This window comes from Mycobacterium sp. (assembly GCF_039583805.1).
Classification (GTDB): Bacteria; Actinomycetota; Actinomycetes; order Mycobacteriales; family Mycobacteriaceae; genus Mycobacterium.
On record NZ_JAVKSH010000088.1, the window covers coordinates 1 to 16371 of the forward strand.

The window sequence follows — 16371 nt, forward strand, 5'->3', positions numbered from 1 at the left end:
GCTCGGCACACCAGCGCTCTCACTGCCGTTTCACCGCCTCGCGTCGACTTGAACGCCTACGCCCGGTCCCGCGACGAGCTCAATGCTGACCAACTCGGCGCCTCTTGCTCACCACTTCGTCCCTTCAATACAGCCACGCAGATCGCACGTACCACAGGTTATGGCCGATAACGGCCGATAACACGCCACCGCTGCAGACGTGTCGACGACCCCTGCACCCCGATACTCTCAGACAGGTCCGACAACTACCGCGCGTCCGCTACCGACCAACAAAATCGCCAGCTGTTCTCAACCCGTAAGGACCGCCGGCGCGTGCCGGGTCGACCGCCGGACGGTCAACATGCCAGGACGGGCAGCTCCTCGACGTGCCCCAGCACGCTGACGCGCCGAAGCCCGCCGTCGTCGTCGCGGCAGACACCCGCGACGGCGCAGCAGCCGGCCCGCACCAGGCGCGCCAGCGTCGCCGAGTGATCGACCAGGCGAAGGGCGGTGGCGCAGACGTGGCGGGCCTGTGGGTCCGGGTCCAGCGGCGCGGAGGCGGCAGACCCGCCCGCCGCCGCCAGTGTGAACGGCGCGCGCACGCTCCCCAGGTGACTGTGCGCCAGCCGGCCGGTGGCCGCCGCGTCGCAGCGCCGCAGCGCCGAGCATCCGGGGTGTCCGAGCACCACCACCAGCGAAACGCCGAGCTCACCGACGGCATACTCGACGGAGGCGAGCACGCCCGCACCCACCGCGTGGCCCCAGGTGCTGACTGGCAACGCTGCGAGGGTGTCGCCGTCGAACAGTTCCGCGGGTGGCGTCGCGGCTTCGGCGCACGCGAAAACCACCGCTGAAGGCGGCTTTTCCAGCTCCAGTGCGTTCAGCGAGCTGGGGTGGCCCTGCCCGGGTGCGACCAGCGGCCGACCCTCACAGCTCACCCGCCGCGACCATGCCGACGTCGACATCTGTGCTCCCTTCCGCCCGGCGGGATCTGGCAGCTTGCGCGGTGGCCGCCGCCCGGTGACCGGTCACGGTAATCGTTTACGCGAAAAGGATAACATGTTTTTAGTATCGCGGTAGACGTTACGCATATTGATCGCGGCCGCGCGCACCCCCGGGCGGCCGGCGCGGGTCAGTCGGTGATCCAGTTGCCGTGGAACCCGTACGGCACCCGCTGCGGCAGCTGCACCCGCGCCACCGGATCACCGGTGAAGTCGGATGCGTCGACAATCACCAGGTCGCTGCCGTCCCGGGCGGCGTCGTAGACGTATGTCAGATACCAGCCGGCCCGCTCGTCGGAGCTCGAACCGGCGGGCGCGAACACCGCCTCACCGGGCACCATCGGGTCCCGCCCGGTCCCGAAGACGTGTTCCTCGGCCGTGTCGCGGCCGAAGTCGTAGCGGATCAGCCGGTTCTTGCCGACGGTGACGGCATAGCGTGCCGCCGACCCCGTCCGCCGGTCGTCGATGCGGGGAAACTCCACAGCGCGGTCGTCGAGTTGGCGTTCGGCGACCGTGCCGGACACCAGATCGACCGTCCAGCTCCACGGCATCGCCTCAGCCTCGAAGCCGCTGCCTTGCCGCCACATCTCGGGATACCGAACCCCTTGCAGCACAATGGAATCACCGTCGTCATACGCGTTGACAGTGTGAAACACGTAACACGGCTCGATCTCCACCCAGCGTAGCGGACCGAAAGGGTCGTCGCGACTCAGCACGCCCAGCCGTGCGCCGTAGTCGTCGTCCCAGCGATACGGCATGGCGGGTTCGCCCGCCAGCGCGAGCCCGATGTCGAACACCACCGGCAGATCCATGAACACCACATGGCCGGCGGTCAGCGCGAAGTCGTGCATCATGGTCAGCGCCTCGACGTCGACACCGCGGCTGACGGTCAGCTCACCCGAGGCGTCGACGCGGTGGTAGGACACGTGCGGTGTGGTCAGGCTGCCGTAGCCGAAGAAGTGCATTTCGCCGGTGGTGGGGCAGATCTTCGGGTGGGCCGTCATGGCATCTGCCAGCTTGCCGCCGAAATCGTAGGCGCCCAACGTTTCCAGCTCGTTGGTGATCTCGTAGGGCAGCGACGACTCGACGAGAGCCAGCGTGCGGCCCGCATGGCGCACGACGTGGGTGTTGGCGACGCTGGAGCGCAGGTTGCGCGTGCCGTCGAGGTTGTACACCGGGAACGGGTTGTCGAAGCTGTCGGTGCGCACCCAGCGGTTGCGGTACCACGCGGCCCGGCCGCCCTCCAGTCGCACCCCGTGCACCATGCCGTCCCCGAGGAACCAGTGACCGGTCGACTGCCGCGGATTGGCGCCGTTGCGCAAATACCAGCCCTGCAGTTCCGGTGGGATCGCGCCGTCGACCGGAAGGTCGAAGGCGGTGAGTTCGTCGGCGACCGGCGCGTAGTTGCCGGTACGAAAGAACGGCGCGACGGCGTCCGCGGCCTCGGTCATCGGAGCCTCCTCGAACTGGCATTTCCTGTGCGACCGACCTCGACACTACTGCGGCATCGCGAACGACAGCAGCCCGAACGACGTGCGCTGTCCCTGCGGGGTGCGCGCGACCCCGTGCCGCCGGACCGCTGCCGACTCCGGTAACCTGATTCTCGCAGCGCTCGTATCGCACCCGCACCGGCACCGGCACCGGCACCGAAGGAGACCTCGCCATGGCCGTCACGGACGATGTCGAACTCACTCGGGCCGACAGCTTCATCAAGACGGCGGTCGAGATCCTCGGCGAAACCGGGCGCACCGACTTCACCGTGCAGGAAGTGGTCGCACGCTCCAGGACGTCACTGCGGGCCTTCTATCAGCATTTTCCCGGCAAGGACGAACTGCTGCTCGCCCTCGTCGACAGGACCATGGCGCAGTCGGCGCAGACCTGGCGCGCCGAGACCACCGGGCTGGATAGCGCCGCCGCGATGAAACTGGTCATCGACCGGATCGGCGCACAACCCGAATCCAGCACGCAGGACAGCCTCAACCGGGCGCTGAGCCTGTACAACCAGCACCTTGCCGAGACCCGGCCCCGTGACTACGCCCGGGTGCTCTCCCCGCTGCACGGGTTGATTCGCGACATCGTGGCGCGCGGGATCATCGAAGGCGTGTTCCGGCCCGGTCTCGACGCCGGGACCGCGGCGGCGATCGTCATGCAAACTGTGCTGGGCGCACTCCGATTACATTGGCTGGGAGCAGAATTGACCGGCGCCCCGATCGACGCCGGGCAGCTGCACGACTTCTGCGTCCGCGCCCTCGGCGCCGCGGACGACCACGATGCGCCGGCCCCGACACTGGCCGGGCTGTTTGCCCAAGCCGGGTTGCGGCGCTTCGAGGGCCGGGGCTACACCGCGGAGCTGCCGGTCAGCCCCGCGGTGGTCAACAACTCGGGCGCCATCCAGGGCGGGCTGATCGCGACCCTCGCCGACGTGGCGGGCGTCTGGCTCGCGGCACGCCACCTGCCGGCGGGTGCCCGCCTGACGACCGCCGACCTGTTCATCCGTTACCTGGCGCCGGTCACCGAGGGGTCAGCACGGGCGGTCGCCCGGCTGCTGCGGGCCGGGCGACGGGCCATCATCGTCCAGGTCGACATCGTGCGCAGCGGCGACGGCGAACTCGCCGCGACGGCCACGGTGAACTTCGCCGTCCTGGCACGCGACGATCCCCACCGCGCGTCCTGAACCGCCCGGTTACGCGGCGGCCGCCCGGGTGGTAACGTCATTACCACCAGCTTGGAACCACCGCTTCCCCCAGGAGTCACCATGCCGTCTCGCCAACTGCCCTTCCCGGTGTTCGACGCCGACAACCACATGTACGAGACGCAGGAGGCGCTGACCAAGTTCCTGCCGGACAACCGCAAACGCGCGATCGACTACGTGCAGGTGCGCGGCCGGACCAAGATCGTGGTGCGCGGCCACATCAGCGACTACATTCCCAACCCGACCTTCGACGTGGTGGCCCGCCCCGGCGCGCAGGAGGAGTATTTCCGCCACGGCAGCGGCGGCAAGAGCTACCGCGAAATGATGGGCGAGCCGATGAAGGCGATCCCCGCCTTCCGCGAACCCGGGCCGCGGCTGGAGGTCATGGACGAACTCGGCCTCGACTACGCCCTGATGTTCCCGACGCTGGCCAGCCTGGTCGAGGAGCGCATGAAGGACGACCCGGAGATGATCCACGACGTCATCCACGCGCTCAACCAGTGGATGTACGAGACCTGGTCGTTCAATTACCAGGACCGCATCTTCGCCACCCCGGTGATCACCCTGCCCATCGTCGAGCGCGCACTCGAAGAACTCGACTGGTGCCTGCAGCGCGGCGCACGCACCGTGCTGGTCCGCCCCGCACCGGTGCCGGGCCACCGCGGCACCCGGTCCTTCGGCTTCGAGGAGTTCGACCCGTTCTGGCAGGCCTGCGTCAAAGCCGGAATCCCGGTGTCGATGCACGCCTCCGACACCGGTTACGCCGAGCTGCTCAATATGTGGGAGCCCGGCGACGAGTTCCTTCCCTTCCGGCCCACCGCTTTTCGGATGCTGGCGATGGGCAAGCGGCCGATCGAGGACGCGATGGGCGCGTTGGTGTGCCACGGGGCGCTGTCGCGCAACCCCGAGTTGCGGGTGCTGTCGATCGAGAACGGAGCCGACTGGGTGCCGGACCTGTTCCGCGGCCTCAAGGGCGTCTACAAGAAGATGCCCAACGCGTTCAGCGAGGATCCGGTCGAGGCGTTCAAGCGGTGCGTCTACGTCAGCCCGTTCTGGGAGGACCGGTTCGCCGAGATCGTCACGATGGTGGGGCCGGACCGGGTGGTGTTCGGCTCGGACTGGCCCCACCCCGAGGGGCTGGCCGACCCGCTCACGTTCGTCGACGAACTCGCCAGCCTCGACCAGGACGACATCGCGAAGATCATGGGCGGCAACATGATCGAGGTGATGAAAGTCGCCAAACCGGTCACGGCCTAGCGCGCTACGGGCCCGACCACGGCTTGGCCCGCAGGAACCCGCCGGCGTCGACGCGGATCTGCTGCCCGGTCACATAACGCGACGCATCCGAGGCCAGGAACAGCACCACCTCGCTGACGTCCTCGGGCTCCACGTAGGGAATCGGCATGACCTGCAACGCGGGGAACGCCAGCTCGGCGTCCGCGCGGGTCGGGTTGGGCAGGTCCGGCCGGAACGCCCGGTACATCGGTGCGCTGTGCAGCATGTCGGTATTGCAGTTCGTCGGGTGGACCGCGTTGACGCGAATACTCTTGGGCGCCAACATAAGAGCCAGATCGTTGACGTAGTGTGCCACGACCTGTTTGGCGAACGCGTACCCGGCGCCCCCCGGCCCGGCGTCGATGCCGGAGGTGTTCATCGCGGTCAGGAACGCCGCCATCGAGCCGGTCGCGATGATCGACGCCCCGGCCCGCAGGTGTTTCAGGCTGGCGTGCACCAGGTTCAGCACGCCGACCAGATCCACGTCGACGGCGTCGACGAACGCCTGCGGCGGGCCGCCCGCGCTCAGCGGCGCGATGCCGGCATTGGACACGACGACGTCCAGGTGGCCGAAGTGCGCGACGCCCTCGTCGATCGCCGCGGACAGCGCGGCGCGGTCCCGAACGTCGACCATCGCGGTGAACGCGCTGCGGCCTTCCTTGTCGACGAGCTCGGCGGTCTCGTCGAGATCGGCCGGTAGGGCAAGCGGATACTCGTTGGTGTCGATGTCGCGACACATGTCCACCGCGATGATGTCGGCGCCTTCCGCCGCCAGCACGCGGGCGTGTGATCGCCCTTGGCCGCGCGCCGCACCGCTGATCAGCGCGACTTTGCCCGCTACTCTGCCCATCAGCTTCCCTTCGCCGAACGGCCCGCCCGGGGCCGGCGATTTCGGGCCGAAGCCCGCGCGCTCTAACATATGAAAAATAGTTAAAGTACACACACACTGCAAGACACACACTGCACGACACACACTGCACGACAAACACTGCACGACAAACACCGTAAGGATGTGCGATGTCAGGCGTACTGCACGGCGTCCGGGTCGTCGAACTGGCGTCGTGGACCTACGTTCCCGCGGCCGGGGTCGCGCTGGCGGAGTGGGGCGCCGACGTCGTCAAAGTCGAAAGTGTCGGCGGCGGCGACCCGGGACGCGCGCTCGTCGTCGGCGGGTTCACCAGGCAGGCGGCGCGCGCCGACGTCGACTTCATGCTGGAATTGGGGAACCGCGGAAAACGAAGCATCGCACTCGATCTCAAAAACGACGCGGGGCGGGCGCTGTTCGGCCGGTTACTGGCACGCGCCGACGTGCTGCTCACCAACTGGCTGCCCGGGGCGCTGGAACGCGTCCACCTCACCGTCGACGACATTCGCGGTTTCAACCCGAACATCATCATCGCGCGCGGCACCGGACTGGGCGTGCGCGGACCCGACCGCGACCGAGGGGGCTTCGACGCCGCCACCTACCTGGCCCGCGGCGGGGTGGCCTACACGCTGACCCCATTCGGCACCGAGCATCCCGCCGTCCAGGGCCCGGCGTTCGGCGACCTGCAGGCCGGCGTCACCCTGGCCGGCGGAGTCTGCGCGGCGCTGTTTCACCGCGAGCGCACCGGCGAGCCGACGATCGTGGACTCTTCGCTACTGGCCCAGGCGATGTGGAGCATCGCGCCGTCGATCTCGGTGGCCGATCTGTTCGACGTCGACGGCCTGCCCGGGGCGCCGCCCGGCTTCGCCGTCAACCCGTTGGTCAACCGCTACCGGACCAGCGACAACCGGTGGATACAGCTGGTTTTCCTGCAGCCCGACAAGTTCTGGGCCGGATTCTGCGCCCGGATCGGGCTGCCCGAGCTGGCCGCCGACCCACGCTTCGTGCCGGCGTCGAACCTGATCACCAACGCCGCCGCGGCGACCGCGCTGATCGCGGCCCGCATCGCCGAACACGACCTCGCACACTGGCGGACCGCCCTGGCCGACGAACCCGGCGTGTGGGCGGCGCTGGCCACCCCCCGGGAGGTGCTGGCCGACCCCCAGGCCGAACTCAACGGTTATCTCGTCGGCAACGTCGACGACCACGGAGTCGAGTACCACATGGTGTCGGCCCCGGTGCAATTCGGCGAGACACCGGCAGCCCCGGCGCGGGCCCCCGAACACGGCCAGCACACCGAGGAGATCCTGCTGGAACTCGGTGTCGACTGGGACGGCATCGCGTCGGCCAAAGCCGCCGGTGCGATCCTGTAACGCTCAGCGGCTCCGGCGCACTTGCCTGAACGGCATACCGCGGTCGGCGGCGTGCTCGCGGGGAAAGTTCAACACCCGCTCGGCGATGACGTTGCGGGCCATCTCGGTGGTTCCCCCGCCGATGCAGACGGTCTGGCGGGTCAGGTAGCGCAGCCCGGTCTCCAAACCCTGCCCGGCCTTCCCGACGACTGCGGCCGCGCCGGTGATCGCCAGCGCGGTGTCCATGTCCAGCGTGGTGGTCTCGGCGTTGAAGAGCCTGACGAACGTTCCGGCGGCCGGCGGCAGCGTGCCGGCGTCGACGCCGCGAAGGACGTGCTCGGACAGTTGGTCGCTGACGGCGCGGCGCACCAGCGCCCGCCCGGCCATTTCGCGCGCACGCTCGCTGTCGGCCTGGCCGGTCGTGTCCAGCAGCGCCACGTAATCCACCGGCGCCGACCCGCCGACCTCGGCGTCGGCGCCGCTGGCGAACTCCGAACTCTGCCCGACAGCCCGGCGCTCATGGTAGAGCTGACGCGAGGCCACCGTCCAGCCGTCGTCCACCTGTCCGACGACGGCGTCGTCGCCGACGTCGACGCCGTCCAGGAACTCCTCGCAGAACTCGGTGGATCCGCTGAGCAACGTGATGCGCCGCAACGTGATTCGCGGATGGGCGAGCGGGACCAGGAACATCGTCAGGCCGTCGTGCTTGGGCACATCCCAGTTGGTGCGGGTCAGGCACAGCCCGTAGTCGGCGGCGAAAGCGCTGGTGCTCCACGTCTTCGCGCCGCTGATGATCCACCGGTCGCCCTGCCGGTCCGCGCGGGTGATGACGCCGGCCAGATCCGATCCGCCGCCGGGCTCGGACAACAGCTGCACCAGCACCTCCTCGCCGCGCAACGCGGCGGCGATGTGCCGCTGCTTCTGCTCCTCGCTGCCGGTGTCCAGCAGGGTGGCGCAGCAGACGGTGAACGTCGGGGTGTTCAGCAGCACCGGCATCTCGTAGCCGGCGCTTTCCTGGTTGAACGCCTTCTGGTAGTCGTAGCCCAGCCCCAGGCCGCCGTACTCGCGGGGAAAGCAGATGCCGGCGAATCCGCCGTCGTAGAGCCGCCTTTGCAGGTGGCGCGCCCGTTGCCAACTGCTGTCGTCGTCGCGGTCGGCGGCCGGCGGGGCCGCGGGATCGATGCGGGGCATGTTCTGCGCCAGCCACGCTCCGGCCCGGGCGCGGAACTGCTCGACGGACTCAGCCGCGGCGTGACTCATCGGAGGCGCCTCGTTGCTTCCTGCCGGGCGTACACCCGCAGATTGTGCTCCTCGGGTGTGCCGAACATGGCCCGGTACAACGTGACTCGCCGCAGGTACAGGTGCAGGTCGTGTTCCCAGGTGACACCGATCCCGCCGTGCATCTGCACACAGTCCTGCACGATCGGCCCGGCCATTTCCCCCACGTAGGACTTGGCGGTGCTCACCGACAGCCCCGACTGAGCCGAGCGTGCGGCGACGTCGGCGACCGCCGCGGCGGTGGTGGCCCGGCAGGCCTGCAACCACGTCGCCATATCGGCGAAGCGGTGTTTGATCACCTGGTAGGACGCCAGCGGACGGCCAAAGGTGTGGCGATCTTGCGCCCACTGCACGGTGACGTCGAACACCGCCTGCAGGATGCCGACCACCTCGGCGCATTGCAGCACCTGGGCGATCTGGCTCTGCCGTTCGACCAACGCGGCGGTTGTCTGCGGACAGCCGACTGCCGCGCCGTGGCCGACCTCTACGCCATCGAAATCCACACCGACGTAACGCTTGACCAGATCGACGCACTGCGCAGGCTCGACGCGAACCCCGGGAGCGTCGGTCGGCACCAGCAACTGTCGCAGGCCGTCGTCGGCACGAGCGACCACCAGCAGCAGGTCGCTGCGATCACCGGCCTCGACGCGGTCCTTGGCTCCGTGGATGCGGTAGCCGGATTCGGTGGCGGTTGCGGTCACCGACGGTTGCAGCGGCGCCCAGCCCTGACCGGGCTCGCACACCGCCCAGGATGCCACCGCCGCTCCGGATATCAAGGATTCGATTGTGGCCAAATGGTTTTGAGGTTCGGCGCAGTCGACCAAGCCGGCGAGCACGACACTGACCGGGTACAGCGGCCCCGGCGCGACGCTCGTCCCGAGCTGCTCGGCAACCATGGCCAGATCCGCGACGCCGTTGCCCGTGACGCTGCCACCGCCCAGCTCCTCGGGCACCAGCAGCCCCGCCCAGCCCAGCTCGGCGGCCCGCCGCCACCACGCCGTGTCGAAGGAGACGCCGGCGGCGTGCAGTTCCCGCACCCGGCTCAGCGGCATCTCCTTCTGCAGGAATGCGTGGGTGGTCGCGGCGAAGATCGTCTGCTCGGGGATCGTCTGCTCGGGGATCGTCTGCTCGGGAGATTCGGCGGCTGTCGCCGTCTCTGGGGCGTTCACTGGGGCTGAGAGGTTCACTGGGTCTGGGACGTTCACTGGGTCTGGGACGTTCACTGGGGCTGAGACCTTTCTTGGCCTTCCTTCGCCGTCCCGATGGTAGCAACGGGTGCCGCCGCATGCCCGACGATCGCCGGAACGGTGCGCCCGGGTCGGCGACCATCCATCCGGGCGTGGTTGCTATTTATACTATGATTGCGATGTTCGATCCACCACGTCGCGTGACCGCTGGCAGCGGGTAGTTCAGAAGGGACGCTGATGACCATCGGCACCGAACCGCACGGCCTGCCCGTCGCCCTCGACCTCACCGGTGAGACCAGTCCGTACCCGTTCTTCGAATACATGCGGCGCACCGAACCGGTGTGGCACGGCACCATGTCCGATGCATCGAATCTCCCCCCGGAACTGATTCCCGACGACGAATGGGTGCTGTTCGGCTACGACGACGTATTCCGGGCCTTCCGCGACGACCGGGTGTTCAGCTCGCACGCCTACGACCAGACGATCGGGCTGGTGATCGGGCACACCATTCTGGCGATGGGCGGCAAAGAACATCACGATCATCGCAACCTCGTGGTCAAGGCTTTCCGCGCCACCGCGCTCGAGCGTTGGGAACCGTCGGTCATCGCGCCCATCTGCGATCAGCTGATCGACGAGATCAAAGGCGACGGCACCGCCGACCTCGTCAAGGCGGTGACGTTCGAATTCCCGACGCGGATCTTCGCCACCCTGCTCGGGTTGCCGCGCGAGGACTTAGCCCTGTTCCGGAAGCTGTCGTTCGATCTGATCTCGATTCCGGTCGACATCGAGGCCGGCCTGCGAGCGTCGCTGGAGCTGCGCGAATACTTCCTCGACCAGGTGGAGCAGCGGCGCCGCGCGATGACCGACGACATCATCGGCGACCTGGTCGGTGCCGAAATCGACGGCGAGAAGCTCAGCGACGAGGCCATCATCTCGTTCCTGCGGTTGCTGCTGCCGGCCGGCATGGAAACCACCTACCGTTCGTCGGGCAACCTGCTGTACCTGCTAGTGACCCACCCCGACCAGCTGGCGATGCTCTACACCGACCGCACGCTGATCCCGGCCGCGATCGAAGAGGGCCTGCGCGTCGAGACACCGCTGACCACGGTGCTGCGCACCACCACCGAGGACGTCGAGATGGGCGGGCGGACAATCTCCGCCGGCGCGCAGGTCGGCGTGTGCATGGGTTCGGCCAACCGCGACGAAAGCCGCTGGACCGACCCCAACACGTTCGACATCCGTCGCCCGCGGCAGGCGCACATCGCGTTCGCCGGCGGCATCCACATGTGCCTGGGCATGCACCTGGCCCGGCTGGAGACCCGGGTCATGCTCAACAGTTTGTTCGACCGCGTCGAGAACCTCGCGCTGTGCGACGACGAAGCCAAAATCGTGGGGCTGACGTTCCGGTCGCCCAACAAGCTTCCGGTGACGTTCACCCCGGTGTCCTGAGCGCCGTTCACCGCCGCAAGTCCGGTCGGCTCGCCTCATCGACCACGCCACGCTCGACGAGGTGGTCGATCAACGGTGCCGCGCCCGAGGCGAGATGATCGGACATGGCTTTGCGGGCCAGCCCGGCGTCGTGCTTGTGCAGTGCGGCCAGCACCCGCCGGTGGTCCTTGATCGACCGGTCGGGCCAGCCCGCAATGGTGGGGAACACCGATTCCGGTGCGTAGCGCGTGATTTGGGACATCAGCTGGGCCAGCTTCGGGGAGTCGGCGGCCACGTTGACGGCGCGGTGGAACTCGTGGTTGAGGCGCACCGCGCGGTCGTCGTCGCCCGCGGCGTAAGCACGCTCCAGGTCGGACTGAATGTCCGTGAGCTCTCCCAGCCGCTCGTCGGTGATGGCGAGCGCAGCACGGGCGGCGAGTTCGCCGCCGACGTGGGCCTGCACGCCCGCGACGTCGGCGAGGTCGCGGCCGGTCACTGGCAACACCACGAAACCGCGACGCGGCTGCTGCTCGAGTAAGCCTTCCGCGCGCAGCTCGACTAGCGCCTCGCGCACCGGGGTGACGCTGACACCCAATTGCACGGCCAGCTGATCGAGCCGCACGTATTCCCCCGCGCCGTAGGTGCCGTCGAAGATCCGCTTACGGACAAAGCGCGCAACGTCTTCGGAGAGCTGCGGCCGGACGGCGAAACCCGGAACGCTCATAGTCGGTACTCGGCGAGCAGCCGCTTGCTGATGATGGATTTCTGGATTTCGCTGGTGCCCTCACCGATCAGCAGGAACGGCGCGTCGCGCATCAACCGCTCGATCTCGTACTCCTTGGAGTAGCCGTAGCCGCCGTGAATGCGGAAGCTCTGCTGGGTGACCTGCGAACAGAACTCGCTGGCAAGATACTTCGCCATCCCGGCGGCGACGTCGTTGCGCTCCCCGGAGTCCTTCAGCCGGGCCGCGTTGACCATCATCAGATGCGCCGCCTCGACTTTGGTTGCCATCTCGGCGATCTGGAAGGCTATGGCCTGATGCTCGGCGATCGGCTTGCCGAAGGTGTGCCGCTGCTGGGAGTAGCGCACGGCCAGCTCGAAGGCCCGGATGGCCACACCGCAGGCCCGCGCCGACACGTTGACCCGGCCGACTTCGATACCGTCCATCATCTGGTAGAAGCCCTGTCCGGGAATACCGCCCAGGATGTCGTCGGCGCTCGCCAGGTACCCGTCGAAGATGAACTCGGTGGTGTCGATCCCCTTGTAGCCCAGCTTGTCGATCTTGCCGGGTATCACCAGCCCCGATGCCACCTCGCCGAATCCCGTTGGCTTCTCGACGAGGAACGCCGTCAGGTTGCGGTGCGGCGTGTCCGCGCCCTCGTCGGTGCGGACCAGCACGGCCACCAGTGTCGAACTGGCGCCGTTGGTCAGCCACATCTTCTGGCCGTCGATGGTGTAGGCCCCGTTGGGATTGCGGGTCGCCCGGGTCCGGATCGCGGCGACGTCGGAACCCACCTCCGGCTCGGACATCGAGAACGCGCCGCGCACCTCGCCGGTGGCCATCTGCGGCAGCAGCCGCTGTTTCTGCGCGTCGGTGCCGTGCTGGCGCAGCATGTAGGCGACGATGAAGTGGGTGTTGAGCACGCCGGAGATGCTCATCCAGCCGCGGGCCAGCTCCTCGACGCACAGCGCGTAGGTCAGCAGCGACTCACCGAGGCCGCCGTACTCCTGCGGGATCATCAGCCCGAACAACCCCATCTGCCGCATCTGGTCGACGAGATCCTGCGGATAGGTGTCGGTGCGCTCGAGTTCCGGCGCGTGGGGGACGACTTCCTTGTCGACGAATCGGCGCACGGCCGCCAGGATCTCGTTCTGGACCTCGGTAAGGCCAAGTGTCTGAGCGATTTTCGTCATGTCACCTTCCTTCGCACGCGATGATGCCGGCGCCGGCCAACCGCTCGATGTCGGCGGCGCTCAGTCCCAGCCGGCCGGTGAGGATCTCGGCGGTGTCGCGCCCCAGCCGGGGCGCTGCAGCGGCCGGTGGATGATCGCCGTCAACGGCGATCGGCAGTCCCGGCGCGAGGTAGTCGCCAAGCCCATCCTGGTGCAGCAGCGAAAACAGCGGGTTCGCCGTCACCCGATCGCTCGCGGCGACCTGCGCGAACGTCCGGTAGCGCTCGTGCAACACGGTGGTCGCCGACAACGCCGCAGTGATCTCCTCGGCGGTGTGCTCGGCGAACCAGGTGGCGAACAAACCCGTGAGCACGGCGCGATAGCGGTACCGGTCACCTTCGTCGCTGAAATCGGCACCGAGGGAGTCGGCGAGCACCGACACGGCAGGGCCGGTGCGGGTGACCTCGACCAGGTCACCGAAATGGCGGGCCGTCAACGTGACGACCATGAACGCGACGCCATCGCGGCTGGTGAAGTCCTGACCGTACTGGCCGTAGACCGCGTTGCCCAGGCGTTCCCGCTGCGTGCCGTTGACCTGGGGTTCGGTCAGCAGACCCAGGTTTCCCGCGGTGGCCAGCGCGACATCGTCGAGCGCCAGGCGGATGCGGGCGCCGGCGCCGCACCGGTCACGGCGTCGCACCGCGGCGACCACGGCGAGCGCGGCGTACAGGCCGCAGCACACATCCCAGGCCGGCAACACGTGGTTGACGGGTGCGGCGTGGCTGGCCGGGCCGGTCACCAACGGGAACCCCGTCGCGGCGTTGACGGTGTAGTCCACTGCCGTGGAACCGTCACCGCGGCCGAGCAACTGCACATGGACGAGATCGGATCGCGCACTGGCCAACTGTTCATACGACAGCGCGGACAGGCCGGCCGCGTTGGTGACGACGATGCCGTCGGATTCGACGACCAGCCGCCGCACCAGCTCCTGGCCGTCGGGATGGCGCACATCGATGGTGGCCGAACGCTTTCCCTTGTTCAGCCCGGTCCAGTAGATGGAGGTGCCGCCGACGGCCAGCGGCCAGCGGTGCACGTCGGCGGCACCGCCGATAGGGTCGACCCGAATAACCTGTGCGCCAAGCTGTCCCAGCGTCATGCCACACAGCGGCGCCGCGACGAAGCTGGACACCTCCACGATCGTCAGGTCGTGCAGCGGCAGGCTCACGGCGAGACCCGTTCGAACACCGCCGCCAGGCCCTGTCCCCCGCCGATGCACATGGTCTCCAGGCCGTACCGCGCGCCGCGCCGGGTGAGTTCGCGCGCCAGCGTGGCCAGCATCCGGACTCCGGTCGCCCCGACCGGATGACCCAGCGAGATCCCCGAGCCGTGCACGTTGGTCCGGTCCCGGTCGGCGGCGCCGAATCCCCACTCCCGCATGACCGCAAGCGCCTGCGCGGCGAACGCCTCGTTGAGTTCGATGAGGTCGATGTCGGCCAGTCTCAGTCCGGCCCTGGCCAGCGCGACCTCGGTGGCCGGCACCGGGCCGATGCCCATGACGTCGGGTGCCACGGCCGCTACTGCCCACGACACCAGCCGCACCAGCGGACGCAGGCCCAGTTCCTCGGCCTTCTGCGACGTCGTCACCACACACATCGCCGCGGCATCGTTCTGCCCGCTGGCGTTGCCTGCCGTGACCGTCGACTCCGGGTCCTGTTCGGCCAGAACGGGTTTGAGCTTGGCCAACGACTCCACGGTGGTGTCCGCGCGGGGATGCTCGTCGGTGTCGAGCACCTGCTCGCCCTGACGATCACGAACGGCGACCGGAATGATCTCCTCGGCGAAGATGCCGTTCTTCTGTGCGGCCACCGCCCGCCGGTGCGACGTCACCGCGAGCTCGTCCTGCTCGGCGCGCGGGATGCGGTAGCGGCGGCGCAGGTTTTCCGCGGTTTCCAGCATCCCGCCCGGCACCGGGTAGCGCCGCCCGCCCGCGGTGGTGCGTCCCCGGGCGAGCGCGTCGTGCACCCGGATCCCGCCGCGGGCGCCACCCCAGCGCATGTCGGTCGAGTAGAAGATCACGTTGCTCATCGACTCGGCGCCGCCGGCGATGACGAGATCGTGGTCGCCGTAGCCGACGTGCAGGCAGGCCTGGATCACCGCCTGCAAACCCGAACCACACCGGCGGTCGATCTGCATACCCGGCACGGTCACCGCCAGCCCGGCGTCGAGTGCCACCACCCGGCCGATCGCCGGCGCTTCGCTGCTGGGATAGCAGTGCCCGAGGATGACGTCGTGCACGGAGTCAGCGGGGATGCCGGTTCGGCGCAACAGCCCGTCGAGTGCGGCGACACCGAGGTCGACGGCGCTGCGCGAGGCGAACATTCCGCGGTAGCGGCCGACCGGGGTGCGCACAGGTTCACAGATCACGACGTGGCGCGTCGTCACATGAACCTCCCGCCGGTGACCTCCAGCACGGTCCCCGTCATGTACGAGGACAGATCAGAGGCCAAGAACAACGCGACGGTCGCGACCTCGCCGGGCTCACCAGCGCGCCCCATCGGCACCTCGGCGAGCTTCGCATCCCAAATCCGTTGCGGCATAGCCTCGGTCATCGCCGAACGGATCAGGCCCGGCGCGATCGCGTTGACTCGCACGCCCAGGTGGGCGAGCTCCTTGGCGGCGGCCTTGGTCATCCCGACGATGCCGGCCTTGGCGGCCGAATAGTTGGTCTGGCCGACCAGGCCGACTTTGCCCGACAACGACGACATGTTCACGATCGCGCCGCGCTTGCTTTCCCGCATGATCGCCGCGGCTTTTCGGATGCCGTTCCAGGTGCCCTTCAGATGTACCGCGACGACGTCGTCGAACTCTTCTTCGGTCATCCTGCGCAGGGTGGCGTCGCGGGTGATCCCGGCATTGTTGACCATGATGTCCAGGCCGCCGAATCGCTCGACCGCGGTCGTGACGAGGGTGTCGACCTGCGCCGCCAACGTCACGTCGCAACGCACCGCCACGGCGACGTCGTCGCCGCCCAGGCGCTTGGCCGCAGCCTCGGTCGCCGCAAGATCGAGGTCACCGAGCACCACCCGGGCGCCTTCGGCGACGAACCGTTCCGCGATGGCCAGACCCAATCCCTGGGCGCCGCCGGTGACGACCGCGCTCCGACCGGTCAGCAACGGCACCCGATCACCACCCTGTCCGTCGGTGAACTCCCCAGCTATCAGACATCGTATTTCCTATATCATCGCTGCGACGTCGGTACGACCGGCCCCACCGGCAAGGAATCCGCAGGGCTTCGAAGGAGTGCAGATCCGTGACATCTCTGATGGCTGAAGCCAGCAGCCTCGTGACCTTCACTCAGCCTCAGATTCTTCTCTGCGGTGCGTCTCCCGACGCCGCACGACGGGCCAGTCCGACCCTGATG

The 16371-nt window shown here is 68.3% G+C and carries 14 protein-coding genes; 4 read left to right on the forward strand and 10 right to left on the reverse strand.

The genetic code is table 11. The features are described from left to right. Positions 1–335: 335 nt before the first annotated feature. Both ABDW21_RS12585 and ABDW21_RS12590 read right to left on the reverse strand, forming a co-directional pair. Complete coding sequence (locus tag ABDW21_RS12585; RefSeq protein ID WP_343603128.1) at positions 336–944, reverse strand: carbonic anhydrase; 609 nt, start codon at positions 942–944, stop codon at positions 336–338. A gap of 167 nt (positions 945–1111) precedes the next feature. Continuing rightward, positions 1112–2431 carry a carotenoid oxygenase family protein gene (locus ABDW21_RS12590; RefSeq protein WP_343603130.1) on the reverse strand — a complete coding sequence of 440 codons (1320 nt, stop codon included), beginning with the start codon at positions 2429–2431 and terminating at the stop codon, positions 1112–1114. Between the two features lie 212 nt (positions 2432–2643). Here ABDW21_RS12590 and ABDW21_RS12595 point away from each other — a divergent pair, with 212 nt between their 5' ends. Together ABDW21_RS12595 and ABDW21_RS12600 are read left to right on the forward strand one after the other, a co-directional pair. Then, positions 2644–3654: a hotdog fold thioesterase gene (locus tag ABDW21_RS12595; RefSeq protein WP_343603132.1), complete on the forward strand. Its 1011-nt coding sequence runs from the start codon at positions 2644–2646 to the stop codon at positions 3652–3654. 81 nt (positions 3655–3735) lie between these two features. Next, positions 3736–4929 carry an amidohydrolase family protein gene (locus ABDW21_RS12600; RefSeq protein WP_343710498.1) on the forward strand — a complete coding sequence of 398 codons (1194 nt, stop codon included), beginning with the start codon at positions 3736–3738 and terminating at the stop codon, positions 4927–4929. Between the two features lie 4 nt (positions 4930–4933). Here the strand turns inward: ABDW21_RS12600 and ABDW21_RS12605 are convergent, their stop codons facing one another. Next, a complete protein-coding gene (locus ABDW21_RS12605; RefSeq protein WP_343710506.1) occupies positions 4934–5797 on the reverse strand; it encodes a mycofactocin-coupled SDR family oxidoreductase in 864 nt (287 codons plus the stop codon). A 167-nt stretch (positions 5798–5964) separates the two neighbouring features. On the opposite strand from ABDW21_RS12605, the gene ABDW21_RS12610 reads away from it, so the two are divergent. Beyond that, the gene (locus ABDW21_RS12610; RefSeq protein ID WP_343710499.1) at positions 5965–7185 is read left to right on the forward strand and encodes a CaiB/BaiF CoA-transferase family protein; all 1221 of its coding nucleotides are present in this window, start codon (positions 5965–5967) and stop codon (positions 7183–7185) included. 3 nt (positions 7186–7188) lie between these two features. Here the strand turns inward: ABDW21_RS12610 and ABDW21_RS12615 are convergent, their stop codons facing one another. Together ABDW21_RS12615 and ABDW21_RS12620 are read right to left on the reverse strand one after the other, a co-directional pair. Next, on the reverse strand, positions 7189–8424 hold the full coding sequence (locus tag ABDW21_RS12615; protein WP_343710500.1) for an acyl-CoA dehydrogenase family protein: 1236 nt from the start codon (positions 8422–8424) through the stop codon (positions 7189–7191). Beyond that, positions 8421–9563, reverse strand: coding sequence for an acyl-CoA dehydrogenase family protein (locus tag ABDW21_RS12620; protein ID WP_343710507.1), 1143 nt, complete (start codon positions 9561–9563; stop codon positions 8421–8423). Before ABDW21_RS12620 ends, ABDW21_RS12615 begins: the two co-directional genes overlap by 4 nt. A 303-nt stretch (positions 9564–9866) precedes the next feature. On the opposite strand from ABDW21_RS12620, the gene ABDW21_RS12625 reads away from it, so the two are divergent. Then, entirely contained in the window at positions 9867–11078 is a 1212-nt protein-coding gene (locus ABDW21_RS12625) for a cytochrome P450 (RefSeq protein WP_343710501.1), read from the forward strand. Positions 11079–11085: 7 nt separating this feature from the next. Here ABDW21_RS12625 and ABDW21_RS12630 read toward each other — a convergent pair whose 3' ends face one another. From ABDW21_RS12630 to fabG, 5 genes are read right to left on the reverse strand one after another with little or no spacing between them, the layout of a single operon-like run. After that, a complete protein-coding gene (locus ABDW21_RS12630) occupies positions 11086–11781 on the reverse strand; it encodes a GntR family transcriptional regulator (RefSeq protein WP_343710502.1) in 696 nt (231 codons plus the stop codon). Next, positions 11778–12971: an acyl-CoA dehydrogenase family protein gene (locus ABDW21_RS12635; protein ID WP_343710503.1), complete on the reverse strand. Its 1194-nt coding sequence runs from the start codon at positions 12969–12971 to the stop codon at positions 11778–11780. The genes ABDW21_RS12630 and ABDW21_RS12635 overlap by 4 nt, the downstream gene beginning before the upstream one ends. A 1-nt stretch (position 12972) precedes the next feature. Further along, positions 12973–14175: a CoA transferase gene (locus ABDW21_RS12640; protein WP_343710504.1), complete on the reverse strand. Its 1203-nt coding sequence runs from the start codon at positions 14173–14175 to the stop codon at positions 12973–12975. Further along, positions 14172–15392 (reverse strand): acetyl-CoA C-acetyltransferase, encoded by a 1221-nt coding sequence (locus ABDW21_RS12645; protein ID WP_343710505.1) that lies wholly within the window; start codon positions 15390–15392, stop codon positions 14172–14174. Before ABDW21_RS12645 ends, ABDW21_RS12640 begins: the two co-directional genes overlap by 4 nt. Continuing rightward, positions 15389–16129: a 3-oxoacyl-ACP reductase FabG gene (gene fabG, locus ABDW21_RS12650; RefSeq protein ID WP_343602606.1), complete on the reverse strand. Its 741-nt coding sequence runs from the start codon at positions 16127–16129 to the stop codon at positions 15389–15391. Before fabG ends, ABDW21_RS12645 begins: the two co-directional genes overlap by 4 nt. Positions 16130–16371: the final 242 nt, after the last annotated feature.

Coding starts and splice junctions, on each gene's coding strand:
- ABDW21_RS12585 (WP_343603128.1), bottom strand. CDS start 944: ATGTCGACGTCGGCATGGTCGCGGCGGGTGAGCTGTGAGGGTCGGCCG.
- ABDW21_RS12590 (WP_343603130.1), bottom strand. CDS start 2,431: ATGACCGAGGCCGCGGACGCCGTCGCGCCGTTCTTTCGTACCGGCAAC.
- ABDW21_RS12595 (WP_343603132.1), top strand. CDS start 2,644: ATGGCCGTCACGGACGATGTCGAACTCACTCGGGCCGACAGCTTCATC.
- ABDW21_RS12600 (WP_343710498.1), top strand. CDS start 3,736: ATGCCGTCTCGCCAACTGCCCTTCCCGGTGTTCGACGCCGACAACCAC.
- ABDW21_RS12605 (WP_343710506.1), bottom strand. CDS start 5,797: ATGGGCAGAGTAGCGGGCAAAGTCGCGCTGATCAGCGGTGCGGCGCGC.
- ABDW21_RS12610 (WP_343710499.1), top strand. CDS start 5,965: ATGTCAGGCGTACTGCACGGCGTCCGGGTCGTCGAACTGGCGTCGTGG.
- ABDW21_RS12615 (WP_343710500.1), bottom strand. CDS start 8,424: ATGAGTCACGCCGCGGCTGAGTCCGTCGAGCAGTTCCGCGCCCGGGCC.
- ABDW21_RS12625 (WP_343710501.1), top strand. CDS start 9,867: ATGACCATCGGCACCGAACCGCACGGCCTGCCCGTCGCCCTCGACCTC.
- ABDW21_RS12630 (WP_343710502.1), bottom strand. CDS start 11,781: ATGAGCGTTCCGGGTTTCGCCGTCCGGCCGCAGCTCTCCGAAGACGTT.
- ABDW21_RS12635 (WP_343710503.1), bottom strand. CDS start 12,971: ATGACGAAAATCGCTCAGACACTTGGCCTTACCGAGGTCCAGAACGAG.